Origin of the sequence: Pseudomonas sp. Ant30-3 (assembly GCF_000690905.1) — a bacterium.
In the GTDB taxonomy this organism is placed as follows: domain Bacteria; phylum Pseudomonadota; class Gammaproteobacteria; order Pseudomonadales; family Pseudomonadaceae; genus Aquipseudomonas.
On sequence record NZ_JMCL01000173.1, the window covers coordinates 1 to 16,281 of the forward strand.

14 protein-coding genes and 1 pseudogene are annotated in these 16,281 nt (G+C 58.6%); 10 read left to right on the plus strand and 5 right to left on the minus strand.

Annotation, left to right across the window (positions count from 1 at the left end; all coding sequences use genetic code 11):
- Positions 1 to 221: 221 nt before the first annotated feature.
- The 5 genes from DU29_RS0127995 (at position 222) to DU29_RS0128015 (ending at position 5,785) form a co-directional block, all read left to right on the plus strand.
- Positions 222 to 1,472: a 2-aminoadipate transaminase gene (locus DU29_RS0127995; protein ID WP_028624666.1), complete on the plus strand. Its 1,251-nt coding sequence runs from the start codon at positions 222 to 224 to the stop codon at positions 1,470 to 1,472.
- A 227-nt stretch (positions 1,473 to 1,699) separates the two neighbouring features.
- Positions 1,700 to 2,674: an amino acid ABC transporter permease gene (locus tag DU29_RS0128000; protein WP_028624667.1), complete on the plus strand. Its 975-nt coding sequence runs from the start codon at positions 1,700 to 1,702 to the stop codon at positions 2,672 to 2,674.
- A gap of 5 nt (positions 2,675 to 2,679) precedes the next feature.
- Positions 2,680 to 3,471 carry an amino acid ABC transporter ATP-binding protein gene (locus DU29_RS0128005; RefSeq protein WP_028624668.1) on the plus strand — a complete coding sequence of 264 codons (792 nt, stop codon included), beginning with the start codon at positions 2,680 to 2,682 and terminating at the stop codon, positions 3,469 to 3,471.
- Positions 3,472 to 3,517: 46 nt separating this feature from the next.
- The gene (locus DU29_RS0128010) at positions 3,518 to 4,351 is read left to right on the plus strand and encodes a transporter substrate-binding domain-containing protein (protein ID WP_028624669.1); all 834 of its coding nucleotides are present in this window, start codon (positions 3,518 to 3,520) and stop codon (positions 4,349 to 4,351) included.
- A 150-nt stretch (positions 4,352 to 4,501) separates the two neighbouring features.
- A complete protein-coding gene (locus DU29_RS0128015; protein ID WP_028624670.1) occupies positions 4,502 to 5,785 on the plus strand; it encodes an NAD(P)/FAD-dependent oxidoreductase in 1,284 nt (427 codons plus the stop codon).
- Between the two features lie 185 nt (positions 5,786 to 5,970).
- Here the strand turns inward: DU29_RS0128015 and trxB are convergent, their stop codons facing one another.
- On the minus strand, positions 5,971 to 6,933 hold the full coding sequence (trxB, locus tag DU29_RS0128020; RefSeq protein ID WP_028624671.1) for a thioredoxin-disulfide reductase: 963 nt from the start codon (positions 6,931 to 6,933) through the stop codon (positions 5,971 to 5,973).
- A gap of 312 nt (positions 6,934 to 7,245) precedes the next feature.
- On the opposite strand from trxB, the gene cysZ reads away from it, so the two are divergent.
- Positions 7,246 to 8,016 carry a sulfate transporter CysZ gene (gene cysZ / locus DU29_RS0128025; RefSeq protein WP_028624672.1) on the plus strand — a complete coding sequence of 257 codons (771 nt, stop codon included), beginning with the start codon at positions 7,246 to 7,248 and terminating at the stop codon, positions 8,014 to 8,016.
- Positions 8,017 to 8,195: 179 nt separating this feature from the next.
- Here the strand turns inward: cysZ and DU29_RS1000000132725 are convergent, their stop codons facing one another.
- Entirely contained in the window at positions 8,196 to 8,813 is a 618-nt protein-coding gene (locus DU29_RS1000000132725; RefSeq protein ID WP_152635603.1) for a hypothetical protein, read from the minus strand.
- 227 nt (positions 8,814 to 9,040) lie between these two features.
- On the opposite strand from DU29_RS1000000132725, the gene DU29_RS0128030 reads away from it, so the two are divergent.
- A complete protein-coding gene (locus DU29_RS0128030; protein WP_028624673.1) occupies positions 9,041 to 10,240 on the plus strand; it encodes a glycosyltransferase family 4 protein in 1,200 nt (399 codons plus the stop codon).
- 125 nt (positions 10,241 to 10,365) lie between these two features.
- On the opposite strand, the gene DU29_RS0128035 is transcribed toward DU29_RS0128030, so the two are convergent.
- The 3 genes from DU29_RS0128035 to DU29_RS0128045 form a co-directional block, all read right to left on the minus strand.
- Entirely contained in the window at positions 10,366 to 11,469 is a 1,104-nt protein-coding gene (locus DU29_RS0128035; RefSeq protein ID WP_028624674.1) for an NADH:flavin oxidoreductase, read from the minus strand.
- Positions 11,470 to 11,663: 194 nt separating this feature from the next.
- Complete coding sequence (locus tag DU29_RS0128040; RefSeq protein ID WP_028624675.1) at positions 11,664 to 12,146, minus strand: glutathione peroxidase; 483 nt, start codon at positions 12,144 to 12,146, stop codon at positions 11,664 to 11,666.
- Between the two features lie 123 nt (positions 12,147 to 12,269).
- Positions 12,270 to 12,755, minus strand: a complete 486-nt coding sequence (locus DU29_RS0128045; protein ID WP_028624676.1) for an FKBP-type peptidyl-prolyl cis-trans isomerase — start codon at positions 12,753 to 12,755, stop codon at positions 12,270 to 12,272.
- Between DU29_RS0128045 and DU29_RS1000000131980 the strand changes: the two are divergent.
- The 3 genes and pseudogenes from DU29_RS1000000131980 to DU29_RS0128055 all read left to right on the plus strand — a co-directional run bounded on the left by DU29_RS1000000131980 (position 12,724) and on the right by DU29_RS0128055 (position 16,125).
- Positions 12,724 to 13,062 (plus strand): annotated as a pseudogene (locus DU29_RS1000000131980) (DUF3565 domain-containing protein). The gene DU29_RS0128045 and the pseudogene DU29_RS1000000131980 sit on opposite strands and share 32 nt — an antisense overlap.
- Positions 13,063 to 13,122: 60 nt before the next feature.
- Complete coding sequence (gene pta / locus DU29_RS0128050; RefSeq protein ID WP_028624677.1) at positions 13,123 to 15,222, plus strand: phosphate acetyltransferase; 2,100 nt, start codon at positions 13,123 to 13,125, stop codon at positions 15,220 to 15,222.
- Positions 15,223 to 16,125, plus strand: a complete 903-nt coding sequence (locus DU29_RS0128055; protein WP_028624678.1) for an acyltransferase — start codon at positions 15,223 to 15,225, stop codon at positions 16,123 to 16,125.
- Positions 16,126 to 16,281: the final 156 nt, after the last annotated feature.

Consider the following 16,281-nt stretch of genomic DNA (forward strand, 5'->3'; position numbering starts at 1 on the left):
AGGGAGCTTGCTCCCGCTGGGCCGCGTAGCGGCCCCAAAAAAAGGGTCGCTGCGCGGCCCAGCGGGAGCAAGCTCCCTCGCCACAGGTTTGCGTCACCATCGCTGTCCAAAAAATCACATCCCGACTTTTAAGATTGACCCACCCACTTTATTTCGTTTGCCCGCCAGCACCGCTCACGGCTTAGATAAAAGAAGCCTCCCATCTTCTGAGTCGGTCATCCATGAGCAGCGAAACCATCAGCCGGTCGATCAACATCGTTCATCCCGTCACCCTCAGCCACGGCAAAAATGCCGAAGTCTGGGACACCGATGGCAAACGCTACATCGACTTCGTCGGTGGCATCGGCGTATTGAACCTTGGCCACTGTCATCCGCGCATCGTCGAGGCCATTCGTGATCAAGCCACCCGGCTGACCCATTACGCTTTCAACGCTGCCCCGCATGTGCCGTACCTCGACTTCATGGATCGGCTCGCCGCGTTTATTCCCGTCGATTATCCCGTCAGCGGCATGCTCACCAACTGCGGCGCGGAAGCGGCGGAAAACGCCTTGAAGATCGTCCGTGGCGCGACCGGTCGCACGGCGGTCATCGCCTTCGATGGCGCGTTCCACGGCCGCACCCTTGCCACGCTCAACCTCAATGGCAAAGTCGCCCCGTACAAACAAAAAGTCGGCGTATTGCCGGGGCCGGTGTATCACCTGCCCTTCCCGAGCAAGGACAACGGCGTGACCTGCGCCGAAGCGCTGAAGGCGATGGACCGATTGTTCAGCGTCGAAATCGATGTCGACGACGTAGCCTGTTTCATCATCGAACCGGTGCAGGGTGAAGCGGGTTTCCTGGCGCTGGACGTCGAGTTTGCTCAAGCGCTGCGGCGCTTCTGCGACGAGAAAGGCATCGTGCTGATCGCCGATGAAATCCAGTCCGGCTTCGGCCGCACCGGGCAACGCTTCGCGTTTTCGCGGCTGGGCATCGAGCCAGACCTGATCCTCCTGGGCAAAAGCATCGCCGGCGGCGTGCCGCTGGGTGCGGTCGTCGGACGCAAGGCGCTGCTGGATATTTTGCCCAAGGGCGGACTCGGCGGCACTTACTCGGGCAACCCCATCGCCTGCGCTGCAGCGCTGGCCACCCTGGATGAAATGAGCGACGCCAACCTGCAGGCCTGGGGCTCGCAGCAGGAAGAAGCGATCGTCAGCCGTTATCAAGCCTGGCGCGCGAGCAACCTGTCACCTTACCTGGGGCGTCTGACCGGCGTCGGTGCGATGCGCGGTATCGAACTGGCCCACGCCGATGGCACGCCAGCCCCGGCACAACTGACGCAATTACTGGCGTTGGCCCGCGACGCTGGCCTGTTGCTGATGCCCAGTGGCAAGTCGCGCCACATCGTTCGACTGCTGGCGCCACTGACCACCGAAGCGGCCGTGCTTGAGGAAGGTCTGGACATTCTAGAGGCGTGCCTGGCGCAACTTTCCTGATCGCAAACTGCATTCAGGGACTGACGTAGCGAAATATGTTCGCTTGTAGTCCCTGAATTTGCGTCGCAATACTGGCCGAAGACCCTGATTCGAACCGCCGGAGCCGGCTTGCTGACGATGGCGGATTGAAAGACGCCATCGCCAGCAAGCCGGCTCCTACGCAAGGCGATTCACCGAAGTACCCATTCCTTCAGCGAGATCATCAGTACCGACCAGCCGAGGCATCCATGTATCACGACAATATAATTTATAAGAAAAAGTCCAACGATCCTCAATTTCTGCTCGGCGTGGCCGTGGTGCTGTTCCTCGGCTCCTACCTGATGAACCTCGGCAACAGCGGCCTCAGTCACTTCCTGCATCCGCTGCTGGGCGATACCCCGGACAGCCTGACCTCACGCAACATCACCATCGGCCTGGGCATTGCAGTCCTCGGTACGCTTAACTTCCACGTTCTCGGACGCCTGAAGTTCAAAGTGCAGACCACGGTGGTGTGGATCGAATTGCTGATCCTGTTCCTCGCATTCTTCGACACCTTCGACCTCTCCTACAGCTTCATCCTCGACAAGGTTGGCTTCCTGATCATTCAGGGCGCCGCCACCACGTTGTACATCTCCGCGATCGCCATCGTGATTGCCTTCGTGTTGGCGCTGATTGGCGCCGTGGCCAAGCTGTCGAACAACGGCCTGGCCAACGCGCTCGCGTCGTTTTACACCTCGTTCTTTCGCGGCGTGCCGTTGCTGATTCAGATCTACCTGATTTATCTGGGGCTGCCGCAATTGGGTTATGTAGTTGACGCAGTGCCGGCCGGCATCCTCGCGCTGTCGCTGTGCTACGGCGCCTACATGACGGAAATCTTCCGCGCCGGTATTCAGAGCATTCCTGTCGGGCAGTGGGAAGCGTCGCGGGCGTTGAACATCAGTCCGTTCAAGACACTGAGCAAAGTGATCATGCCGCAGGCCTTGCGCGTGATCATCCCGCCCACCGGCAACCAGTTCATCGCCATGCTCAAGGACAGTTCGCTGGTCTCGGTGATCGGCGTCTGGGAACTGATGTACCTGGCCAAGACCCAGGGCCGTGCGGACTTCCGTCACCTGGAAATGCTGATCACCGCCGCGATGATCTACTGGGCGCTGTCGTTCATCCTCGAACGGGTGCAGGCGCGCATCGAAAAACGGGTCAACCGTTCCACCGTGAGGAGCTGATCGTGATGACTCCATCCAGTACCGCCGAAAGACTCCAGCCGACGCCAGTTGCGCCCACCGCTCCTGCAATGATTTCCATCGCCGGCCTGAACAAATGGTATGGCAATTTTCACGCCCTGCGCGACGTCGACCTGACCGTCGCCAGCGGTGAAATTCTGGTGGTGTGCGGGCCGTCGGGCTCGGGCAAGTCGACGATGATTCGCTGCATCAACCACCTCGAGAATTTCCAGAAAGGCCACATCAAGGTCAATGGCATCACCCTCACCAGCGAAGCGGAAAGTGTCAGCGCCGTGCGCAGTGAAATCGGCATGGTGTTCCAGAGCTTCAATCTGTTCCCGCACCTGAGCGTGATGGACAACCTGACGCTGGCGCCGCAACTGGTACAAGGCGTGTCATCCACAGAGGCGAAAAAACGTGCGCAGGTGTACCTGGAGCGCGTGCGCATTGCCGAACACGCGCACAAGTATCCGTCGCAATTGTCCGGCGGCCAGCAACAACGCGTGGCGATTGCACGGGCGCTATGCATGAATCCCAAGGTAATGCTGTTCGACGAACCGACGTCCGCGCTCGACCCGGAAATGGTCCACGAGGTACTGGACGTGATGGGTGAACTGGCCACCGATGGCATGACCATGATTTGCGTGACCCACGAAATGGGTTTTGCCAGCAAGGTTGCCGACCGCGTGTTGTTCATGGATCAGGGCCAGGTGATCGAACAGGCGACACCTGCAGAATTTTTCAACAATCCGCAGACCGAACGCGCACAGAAATTCCTGTCGCAGATTATCGGTCACTGAGAGTCGTTTTACCGCCGCAAAACAATAACGAAAAGTGGAGATGGACATGCTCAGCAAAAAACGCGCAATCACCCTCGCAGCCGCCATGTCACTGTTGTTCGTCGGCGCCGCCAATGCCGGTGCGGTGCTGGACAAGATCCAGAGCAGCAAGACGCTGACCGTCGCGACGTCGGCCACCTGGCCGCCGCAAGGGTTCATCAATGACAAGAATGAAATCGACGGTTTTGACATCGACGTCTCGAAAGAAATCGCCAAGCGTCTTGGCGTCGAGGCCAAATTCATCACGCCAGACTGGGACGTGATTACCGCCGGCAAGTGGAACGGCCGTTGGGACGTGTCCGTGGGTTCAATGACTGCAACCAAAAGTCGCGCACGAATTCTCGATTTTCCCGGGACTTATTACTACGTGCCGTACGTGTTTGCCGTGCATGACAAATCCAAGGTTACCGATCACAAGGCGCTGAATGGCAAGACTATCGGCGTCGAAGGCGGCACCACCTCCGAGGACTATTTCAGCCAGGCGCTGGCCATTGAAACCACCGACGTGCCGCCTGTGGTTTATGACGTCAAAACCGAAAAAATGAAAACCTACGCTGGTTCCGTCGGCCCGCTGGACGATCTGCGTCTGGGCGATGGCGCACGCTTGGACGCCATTCTCACGCAACGCAGCACGCTCGATGCAGCCGTCAAAAAGGGTTACCCGTTGCGGGCCGTCGATGACAACGTGGCGTTCTACGAACCGCTGGCCGTGGCCACCGACAAGGGTGACCCGGAGCTGAAAGCCAAGCTGGCGGAAATCATCGCCGCGATGCACAAGGACGGCACGCTGACCAGGCTGTCGGACAAGTGGTACGGCGTCGACTACTCGACGATCAAATAACCACCTGCCCCAATCTTTGTAGGAGCGAGCCTGCTCGCGAAAGACTCAAGGCCCACGCGTAGATCCAGATATCGCGTCATCGTTGACGTCCATCGCGAGCAGGCTCGCTCCCACAGGGTTGGGTGTGAGGCTTATCCTCAAGGATCGACCATGTCCTTCCCCAACACCTGGTACGCCCAAACCTCGCTGCCGCGCGCAGCCAGGTCCGAATTGAACACCGTTGAAACCTGCGACATCTGCATCATCGGTGCCGGCATCGCAGGGCTCACCGCGGCCCTCGAACTGACCCGACGCGGTAAACGCGTGGTCATCCTCGAAGCGCATCAGGTCGCCTGGGGCGCGTCTGGCCGCAATGGCGGCGTGGTCTCGCCGGGCTGGGCCGAAGGCTCGGGGGCTATCCGCAAAAAGCTTGGCCTTGAACAGGCACGGACGTTGTTCCGGATGTCGGTCGAAGGTGTAGACATCGTGCGCCACAACATCAGCGAACTGGCGCTCAGCGGTTGCGCACCATCGGCCGGGACCATTCGGGTCAAGCGCTACGATGACGCTGCCGGGGTGAAGAGCCACATTGAAACGATGCGTCGTGACTTCGGCTATGAAGTGAATTTTCTCGACACCGCTCAGGTTCGGGAGCGGGCGCACACCGTGCGCTATTTCCAGGGCGTCGAAGACCCCAATGCGCTGCATTTCCACCCGCTGAATTATTGCCTGGGCCTGGCGATGGCCATCGAGGCGGCGGGCGGCGAAATTTTCGAACACTCGAAAATGCTCGCCTGGCGTCATGAGGGTAGCGATAAAGTGGTCGAGACCGCGCAGGGCAGCGTGCACTGTCAGGACCTGGTGTTCTGCGCCGGTGGTTACGGCGGACTGGAGCTGCAAAAACTCAGCCGCGCCTATTTGCCCATTGCCACCTACGTGGTGCTGACCGAACACTTGGGCGATTCGATCAAGAACGTGCTCGACTCCGCCGCGGCGTTCTCCGATGACCGACGCGCTTCGGATTATTACCGCGTGGTCGAGGGCGACCGCCTGCTCTGGGGCGGACGCATCACCACCCGCAACGAGCAAAATGAAAAAGCCCTGGCAGCGATGCTCAAAGCCGACATGGTCGCGGTGTATCCACAACTGGCGCCGGTCAGGATCGAGTTGGCATGGTCCGGTTTGATGGGTTATTCCACCAACAAGATGCCGAACCTGGGATTGCTCGAGCCCGGCGTCTGGGCGTGCACTTCATTTGGCGGCCACGGGCTGAACACCGGCTCTATCTGCGGTCGGGTGATCGCTGAAGCGGTGTGCGGGGAAAATCGACGGTATGAGCTGTTCAAACCGTACCTGCTCGACTGGAACGGCGGACCGTTTGGGCGCGTGGCGGCGAATGCGATTTATCAGTCGTTGAAAGTGATGGATTTCGTGCAGGAACGCTTCCGCGGCTGAGCACAATTTCCGCAAACCCTGATAACCCTTGTGGGAGCTAGCCTGCTGGCGATGGTGTGTCAGTCACATCAATGTAGCTGACACACCATCGCCAGCAGGCTAGCTCCCACAAGGTTGTGTGTTGACCGCACTTTCTGTAAACACAAAAAAAACCGGCCGAAGCCGGTTTTCTAATTTCTGCACAATCAGAACGAAGCGTTCTGCAGGCCGTCCAGATAACGCTCGGCGTCCAGTGCGGCCATGCAGCCGGCGCCGGCCGAGGTGATCGCCTGGCGGTAAACGTGGTCCGCCACGTCACCGGCGGCGAAGATACCTTCAATGTTGGTGGCAGTGGCGTTGCCTTCACGGCCGCCATGCACCACCAGGTAGCCGTCTTTCAACGTCAGCTGACCTTCGAACAGCGAGGTGTTCGGGGTATGGCCGATGGCGATGAACACGCCGTCGACTTTCAGCTCGTCGAAACTGCCGTCGTTGTTCTTCAGACGGGCACCGGTGACGCCCATGTTGTCGCCCAATACTTCGTCCAGCGTCGCATTCAGCTTGAGGATGATCTTGCCTTCAGCGACCCGTGCGTGCAGCTTATCGATCAGAATCTTCTCGGCGCGGAAGGTCTCGCGGCGGTGAATCAGGGTCACGGTGCTGGCGATGTTGGCCAGGTACAGCGCCTCTTCGACAGCGGTGTTACCGCCACCAACCACGGCAACCGGCTTGTTGCGATAGAAGAAACCGTCGCAGGTGGCGCAGGCTGACACGCCTTTGCCCATGAACGCTTCTTCCGATGGCAGGCCCAGGTAGCGAGCGCTGGCGCCCGTGGCGATGATCAGCGCGTCGCAGGTGTAAGTTGCGCTGTCGCCGGTCAGGCTGTAAGGCTTGGAAGCGAAGTCCACTGCGTTGATGTGATCAAAGACGATCTCGGTTTCGAAACGCTCAGCGTGCTCTTTCATGCGTTCCATCAATGCCGGGCCGGTCAGACCGTGGACATCGCCCGGCCAGTTGTCGACTTCGGTGGTGGTGGTCAGTTGACCGCCGGCCTGCATGCCGGTGATCAGCAGTGGCTTGAGATTGGCACGGGCCGCATAGACCGCGGCGCTGTAACCGGCAGGGCCGGAACCGAGAATAATCACTCGCGAATGACGGACTTCAGACATGACCTGCTCCTGTTGACCGGCCCGAACACCTGGCGCGGAACGCCGGGTTGGCCGGCGGAAATAAAAAAGGACCGTTGAAAGCGCTTGGGGAAGGCTTGACTCGACAGTCCTGTAAAAGATTGGGTGCAGCGTATCGAGGGGGCGAAGATTAAGGAAATACCGAATAACAATCCAGCTCATAGGCGGTCTCTATTCGGTAACCACGAATATATAGGCGCCTTTGTTACCGTTGATGTCGATGCTGTCGCCGTGCTTTCGCCGATGGGGCAAAGCCGGTAAGGTCGGCGCGTTTCCCCTTGCTCGGAGCATGATATGCCTGCACCCGTACTGTCCGGCCCACAATACCTGCGCGAAGGACTCAAGCTGGTCTTGAGTCCCAGCCTGCGTTTATTCGTCTTGCTGCCACTGGCCATCAACCTGGTGCTGTTCGTCGGATTGATTTACCTGGCTGGCCATCAGTTCAGCCTGTGGGTCGATACGCTGATGCCATCGCTGCCGGAGTGGCTGAGTTTTCTCAGCTACGTCATCTGGCCGATTTTCGTGGTACTAGTGGCGCTGATGGTGTTTTTTACTTTCACCATGCTCGCCAATATCATCGCCGCGCCGTTCAACGGCTTCCTTGCCGAGAAAGTTGAAGTGGTGGTGCGCGGCACCGACGACTTCCCCGCCTTCAGCTGGGGCGAACTGATCGCGATGATTCCGCGTACCCTGTCGCGGGAAATGCGCAAACTCGGCTATTTCCTGCCCCGCGCCATTGGCCTGTTCATTCTCTCGTTCATACCGGTGCTCAACATCATTGCCGCGCCGCTGTGGTTACTGTTCGGCGTGTGGATGATGGCGATCCAGTACATCGACTACCCGGCGGATAACCACAAACTGGGCTGGAACGAGATGCTCGCCTGGCTGCGCGAGAAGCGTTGGCAGAGCATGAGTTTCGGTGGCAGCGTTTATCTGGTACTGCTGATCCCGGTGGTCAATATTCTGATGATGCCGGCGGCGGTGGCGGGTGCGACGCTGTTCTGGGTTCGCGAGCGCGGGGCGGAGGTAACGACCAATGCCAATTCATCAATAACCAACAATTAACACGCTAACTGGTGAATTGCGAAAAGAGCTCCGGTAATTGCGATTTCACCTGTCGTTGTAACAAATTTAAAAAACGGCCCAGGAGACAGCTGTGGGCCGTCTTCCTCTCACTTGGAGTGCAGTCCTCACGGGTTCTATAAAGTTTAAAGGATTGAATAGAATAATTAATCAAACCCTCATCAGATATTTACTGGTTTTTCCCATACTATAAAGCCTAACTGAGGGCTAGGATCAGAGTGCTTACCGGATCGAAAAATCTGCACCGCTTTGAGCGTATGATAGATGCTCACATCAAAAGTGTGAGTGCCATACCACTCAGTGCTCGTAGCTCCCACTGCAATTGTTTCTAATATGGAGTCGTCAGCCGCGAGTAATAAGACAGTTTCTGCGGTTATAGAATGTGTTCCGCGAATGCTCATAGGACCAGGAGGGTGAGCGGTGTCAGGCTGAGGATATGAGATTGTCGGAGCATTGACGGCTTTAATGACATTCACTTTGCATTCAGGACTAGGATCAGACATCACGCCGTTTACAGTCTGCGTCACGGAAAAACTGAATGTTTGAGGCTTGGAAAACCCAAGAGTGGACGACCAGCGACCTTTATTTCCCCGTAAAAATTCACTGCCGCCATCGTGAGTAATGGTTATCTCGGTACCAATCCCGGGGTCGCAGGTCCCTGAAATCCTCATCCCCCCTTCTATATTGATTGGATAAGCTGGTGTAGGTGACGTGATCAGTGGAGGAGGCGGTTTGGTTGTTTCGAATGCCTCTGAAATGCCAGATACAATCTTGGTCATACAGTCAATCCTCTTACGTCGACAAGAGTTAGCTGAAAAGTCAAACTATCAATATTAGTAAGAATCAACACCTGTAATATTTGACAGTTCTGACGAGTAGCCACCTAACTTTTGATCCCCTTTATTCGTAAGCCTGGTTGATATTCTGAGTCCGACTTCTCCGAGGGATGGACTCATCAGCCGGTCTACGCGTCACAAATCCATCATCTAACCGTCACAACGACGCAATGGCCTCAGCCGACACTGAGGTCATGACTACAGCTCTGCATATCACCCTGATCACCGAAACCTTCCCTCCCGAAATCAACGGCGTGGCCAACACCCTTGGTCGCTTGTGCGACGGTCTACGCGCGCGCGGGCATCAAGTGGAGCTGGTGCGACCTCGACAGGGTTGCGACTCGCCGACAGGCAGCAGCGATGATCTGCTGCTGTGCCGGGGCTGGCCGCTGCCGGGCTATCCGGGCCTGCAATGGGGCCAGTCGTCGATGCACAAATTGTTGCGGCGGTGGCAGCGTCATCGACCGGACGTGTTGTACATCGCCACCGAAGGCCCGTTGGGATTATCTGCATTGCGCGCCGCACGGCGCCTGGGGATTTCCGTGGTCAGTGGCTTTCATACCAATTTTCAGCAGTACACCAGCCAATATGGGTTGGGGATGCTCTCGCGTTTGCTGACACATTATTTGCGCTGGTTTCACAATCGCTCGACCTTGACTCTGGTGCCTAGCGTCAGCCAGAGGCTGGAACTGGAACGACGGCAATTCGAGCGGCTGGCGTTGTTGTCCCGAGGGGTCGACAGCCAGCTGTTTAATCCGGTCAAACGCCTGCAGTCGCTGCGCGAGCAATGGGGTATGGGGGAGGATGACATCGCCGTTATCCACGTAGGACGCCTGGCTCCGGAAAAAAACCTTGGTGTACTCAAGCGCTGCTTCGAGCGGCTGCAAAGCACTTATCCACAACGCAAACTGAAGCTGATCGTCGTCGGTGACGGGCCTCAGCGGGCAGCTTTGCAGCAGCAATTACCGTACGCGATCTTCTGCGGCGCTCAACGCGGCGAAGCGTTGGCCAGCCACTATGCCTCGGGGGATGTATTTGTTTTCCCAAGTCTGACCGAAACCTTTGGCAATGTGGTGCTCGAGGCGCTGGCCTCGGGGTTGGGCGTGGTCGCTTACGATCAGGCGGCTGCGGGCCAACACATACGGCATGGCTACAATGGCGTGCTGGCGATGCCGGGGGATGAGGAGGCGTTTTGCGAGGCGGCAGTGTGGTTGCTCGAGGAGCGCGAATCACTGCGATGCGTACGCCTGAATGCGCGACAGCACGCGAGCCGTCAGGGCTGGGCGACGATTATCGAGCAGTTCGAGGGGCAGTTGCGGGGGGCTTGTGTGGGGGAGCAGGTGGTGCCGAATGCACCTACCGGACCTTGATTTCTCGCTGACCTTGACGCCGCCATCGCGAGCAGGCTCGCTCCCACAGGTGACCGCATACTCCGGGCAGTACGAGGTCAATGTGGGAGCGAGCCTGCTCGCGATAGCGTCAGTGCAAGTGGTACTTAAACCAGCGTCATCAACGCCTCACGGCTGAACGGTAGAATCTCTTCCTCGCGACCGTCGCGCACTTTCTGCGCCCAATCCGGATCGACCAGCAGCGCGCGCCCTACCGCCACCAGATCGAACTCGTCATTATTCAAACGCTCGAGCAGTTTTTCCAGGCTGGCCGGCTGCGCGATTTTGTCGGTGTTGACCATGAACTGCAGGAACTCCCCGTCCAGGCCGACACTGCCCACGGTAATGGTCGGTTTGCCAGTCAGCTTGCGTGTCCAGCCTGCGAGGTTCAGCTCGGAACCGTCGAACTCCGGCTCCCAGAACCGTCGCGTCGAGCAGTGGAAAATGTCCACCCCGGCGTCGGACAACGGCTTCAGGAATTCCCCCAGCGCTTCCGCGGTCTGCACCAGCCGCGCAGTGTAGTCCTGCTGTTTCCACTGCGAGAAACGGAAGATGATCGGGAAATCTTCACCGACCGCCGCACGCACCGCTTGAATCAATTCGATAGCGAAGCGCGAACGGTTGGCCAGGCTGCCGCCATATTCGTCAGTGCGCTGGTTGCTGCCTTCCCAGAAAAACTGGTCGACCAGATAACCGTGGGCGCCATGGATTTCAATGCCGTCCATGCCGATGCTCTGCGCATCCTTGGCCGCTTGAGCAAACGCGGCAATCACGTCTTGAATATCCTGCTTGCTCATGCCGTGAACGACGACCTGACCGTCCTTGAGTTTTTCCGACGGACCGTAACCTGGCACGCTGGCATCCGGCTCGGTGCCGATACGACGCACACTGCCGACGTGCCACAGTTGCGGAACAATCTTGCCACCCACGGCGTGCACGGCGTCGACAACTTTTTTCCAGCCTGCCAGCGCGGCTTCACCGTAGAAGTGCGGCACGTTCGGATAACCGTTGGAAGCCTTGTGATCAACCGTGGTGCCCTCGGTGATGATCAAACCGACACCCGCTGCAGCACGGCGGCGGTAGTACTCGATCACTTTGGAATTGGGTACGCCACCCGGCGAAAACGAACGGGTCATCGGCGCCATGACCACGCGGCTCGGCAATTCGAGACTACCGAGATGGAACGGTTTGAACAGGGCTTTTACGGGCATGGGGACGCTCCACGAAGAATGACTTTATGACGGCGATAATATGGGGAGGCGACCGCATTGAATAGCACTATTGATTGCGGTGATTAAGGATCAGAAGTCTGTAGGAGCCGGCTTGCTGGCGATTGGAACAACCCGGTTGGTCAGGTAAACCGCGCTGCCCGGATCGCCAGCAAGCCGGCTCCTACAGTGGGGAATCAGCTCAGCGCTCTTTCAATCGCCTGAATGACGCTTGGATCATCCGGAGGCGTGCGCGGCGAGAATCGCGCGAGCACGCGACCATCCTTGCCCAGCAGGAATTTTTCGAAGTTCCAGGTGATGTCACCCGGAAACTCCGCGCCCTCGCCCGCCAACAGGCGGTACAACTGATGACGGTCGTGACCGTTGACTTCCAGCTTGCTGGACAACGGAAAAGTCACGCCATAGTTAAGACTGCAGAACTCCTGGATTTCCTGCTCGGTGCCCGGTTCCTGTCCGGCAAACTGGTTGCACGGCAAACCCAGCACGCTGAAACCCTGATCCTTGTATTGCTGGTAAAGTTTTTCCAGCGCCGCGTACTGTGGGGTCAGGCCACATTTGGAAGCAACGTTGACCACCAGCACGACGAGCCCCTTGAAAGGCGCAAGAGGCAGCTCCCGTCCATCCAGGGCCTTCAGTTTAAGGTCGTGAAAAGCACTCATGACGAACTCCAAATTCCCGTGTTCTTCTCGAAACAGCCTCTTGGTGATTCCACCAGGGACAGCCGCGGACTAAAAAGGCGCCCCGCGGGCGCCTCTCCAGTACTCGAAAGCTTAGCGCAGAAATCAGTGCTGATGGCCACCTTCACCATGCACGTGACCATGCGCGACTTCTTCCTGGCTGGCTTCACGGATGTCGATGATCTTGACCTGGAAATTCAAGCGCTGACCGGCCAACGGGTGGTTGCCGTCAACGGTGACATCGTCGCCGTCCAGATCGCGGATGGTCACGATCTGCATCTGGCCGTCCGGCGCGGAAGCGTGGAACTGCATGCCCACTTCCAGTTCGTCAACGCCTTCGAACATACTGCGGCTCAATGTGCTGACCAGTTCGGCCGCGTATTCGCCATAAGCATCTTCCGGTTCAACGGCGACGGTCAGCTCGTCGCCGACTGCTTTGCCTTCCAGGGCTTTTTCCAGGCCCGGGATGATGTTGCCTGCGCCTTGCAGGTAAACCAGCGGCGCGCCGCCGGCGGAGCTGTCGATGACCTCACCAGCGTCGTTGGTCAGGGTATAGTCGATGGAGACAGCCTTATTGGCGGCGATCAGCATGGGGCGAGACCTTTTGCAGAAGAATATAGAAAGACCAAGTTTAGCGAAGCAATCGTCCGAAAGCGAACACAACCCGGACAGACGGAACGCGGCGCCAGGCTCGACGGTCACAGGTTTTCATCAGGACGAGGATGGGCACTGGGTTGCCGAGCTGTCCTGCGGCCATACGCAGCACCTGCGCCATCAGCCGCCGTGGCAATCACGCGCCTAGGTGCTGGACCCGGCGCAACGCCTTGAAAAAATAGGCCAAGCCTTTGCTTGTGGTTGGTGCGCACAAGGCTCGGTTAGCGCTAACCTTGGCGACTGAATTGCGGTAGACGGCCAGTCATAGGTTGTCACCATTGCCATGCTCCTTTAGAGAATCCGCATGCAAACTTTTTTTATCGCGCCCACCGATTTCGGTGTGGGTCTGACCTCCATCAGCCTTGGGCTGGTGCGCACCCTCGAACGGGCCGGCCTCAAGGTCGGCTTTTTCAAACCGATCGCACAGCCGCATCCGGGCGACACCGGGCCTGAACGTTCCACTGAACTGGTGGCCCGCACTCACGGTCTGAAACCGCCTCAGCCGCTGGGGCTGGCGCATGTCGAACGTATGCTCGGCGATGGCCAGCTGGACGAATTGCTCGAAGAAATCATCACCCTGTATCAGCAGGCCGCTATCGGCAAAGACGTGCTGATCGTTGAAGGCATGGTGCCGACGCGCAGCGCCAGTTACGCCGCGCGGGTCAATCTGCATCTGGCCAAGAGCCTGGATGCTGAGGTGATCCTGGTCTCCGCGCCGGAAAACGAAGTGCTGGCCGAGCTTTCCGGGCGCGTCGAGTTGCAGGCGCAGCTGTTCGGCGGCCCCAAAGACCCCAAGGTCCTTGGCGTGATTCTCAACAAGGTCAAGACTGAAGAGAGCATGGAAGCGTTTGCCGCGCGCCTGAAGGAGCATTCGTCCTTGCTGCGCAGCGGCGATTTCAAGCTGCTCGGCTGCATCCCGATCCAGCCAGAACTCAACGCGCCGCGCACCCGCGACGTTGCCGATCTGATGGGCGCGCAAATCCTCAATGCGGGCGATTACGAAACCCGCCGCATGAGCAAAATCATCATTTGCGCGCGCACCATGCGCAACACCGTCGAGCTGCTCAAGCCCGGTGTGCTGGTGGTGACGCCCGGCGATCGCGACGACATCATCCTCGCCGTCAGCCTCGCCGCCATGAACGGCGTGCCGCTGGCCGGCCTGTTGCTGACCAGCGACACCCTGCCCGATCCGCGCATCATGGACCTGTGCCGTGGCGCGTTGCAGGCGGGCCTGCCGGTGTTGTCGGTGAGTACCGGCTCCTACGACACCGCCAACCAGCTGAACGGGTTGAACAAGGAAATCCCGATCGACGACCGTGAGCGTGCGGAGATCATCACCGACTTCGTCGCCAGCCATCTCGACGCCAACTGGCTGCACCAGCGTTGTGGTACGCCACGGGAAATGCGCCTGTCGCCCGCGGTGTTCCGCTACCAATTGATTCAGCGCGCCCAGGCCGCCAACAAGCGGATAGTTTTGCCCGAAGGCAGCGAGCCGCTGACAGTGCAGGCAGCGGCGATCTGTCAGGCACGCGGCATTGCCCGCTGCGTGTTGCTGGCCAAGCCTGCAGACGTCGAAGCCGTGGCCCGCGCGCACGATATCGAGCTGCCGCCGGGGCTGGAGATTCTTGATCCGGACCTGATTCGTGAGCGCTACGTCGAACCGATGGTCGCACTGCGCAAATCCAAAAGCCTCAACGCACCGATGGCCGAGCAGCAACTGGAAGATACCGTGGTCATCGGTACGATGATGCTCGCGCTGGATGAAGTCGACGGCCTCGTCTCGGGGGTCATTCACTCCACCGCCAACACCATTCGCCCTGCCCTGCAACTGATCAAAACAGCGCCGGGCTGCACGCTGGTTTCGTCGGTGTTCTTCATGTTGTTTCCGGAAGAAGTGCTGGTCTACGGCGATTGCGTGATGAACCCGCACCCAAGCGCCAGCGAACTCGCCGAGATCGCCCTGCAAAGCGCCGATTCGGCCGCTGCTTTCGGCATCACTCCGCGCGTGGCGATGATCAGCTACTCAAGCGGCGAATCGGCCAGCGGCGAAGAAGTCGAGAAGGTCCGCGAGGCGACTTTGCTCGCTCACGAGCAGCAAAATTCACTGCTGATCGACGGCCCGTTGCAATACGACGCCGCCGCCAACGAAAGCGTTGCGCGGCAGTTGGCGCCGAACAGCCAGGTCGCCGGTCGCGCCACGGTATTCGTGTTCCCCGACCTCAACACCGGCAACACCACGCACAAAGCCGTGCAACGCAGCGCCGATTGCGTCAGCCTCGGGCCGATGCTGCAAGGCCTGCGTAAACCGGTGAACGATCTGCCGCGCGGTGCGCAAGTCGATGACATCGTGTACACCATCGCGCTGACTGCGATTCAAGCTGCCAACCGACCTATGGATCTCTAAATGCTGGCTTTTCTTCCTGCTCCCGTGCGCGGCGTGATTGCCTCGCTGTTGTTGGCACTGAACACTATTCTGCTTTGCTCGATTCTGTTCTGCGTGGCGATTTTCAAAGCGTTGCCTTTCGCCCTCACTCAACGCTTCACGCTGTGGCTGATGAGCCACATCCATGAAGCGTGGATCAGCAATAACAAAGCGTGGATGAACCTGGTCTGCCGCACCCGCTGGCACCTCAGCGGGCTCGAGGGTCTGGACTATCGGCACTCGTACCTGATCACCAGCAACCACCAGAGCTGGGTCGACATCATGGTGCTGCAGTACGTGCTCAATCGTCGCATCCAGCCGCTGAAATTCTTCCTCAAGCAAGAGCTGATCTGGGTCCCGGTGATCGGTTTGGCGTGGTGGGCGCTGGGCTTTCCGTTTATGAAGCGTTACTCCAAGGCTTACCTGGAAAAGCACCCGGAGAAGAAAGGCAAAGACCTCGAAACCACGCGCAAGACCTGCGCGAAGTTTCGCAATAACCCGGTGGGAATTTTCAACTTCGTCGAGGGCACGCGCTTCACCGAAGGCAAGCATGCGCTGCAGCAATCACCGTTCAGGTTTTTGCTGAAAGCCAAGGCTGGCGGCATTGCGTTTGTGCTGGACGCCATGGGTGAGCAACTCGAGTCGATCGTCAACGTGACGATTCATTACCCGGGCGGTCGTCCGGGGTACTGGGATTTGCTCTGCGGGAATGTGAAAGACGTGGTGGTGCATTTTCAGGAGCTGAAGATCCCGCCGGCGTTTATCGGTAAAAATTACGACCAGGACGGCGAGTATCGCCTGCAGTTTCAGGGGTGGATCAATCAGTTGTGGGAAGACAAGGATGCGCTGCTGGAGCAGATGCATCGGGAGTATCCTGGCAAGTAACAAGGTGTCAGTGCCGGCCCCATCGCGAGCAGGCTCGCTCCCACATTTGGTCTTCGGTGCACGCTGACCTTGTGGGAGCGAGCCTGCTCGCGAAGGCGATCTCAAGGACACAAAAAAACCCGCCGATGATCACTCATCGGCGGGGTTTTTCTTTCA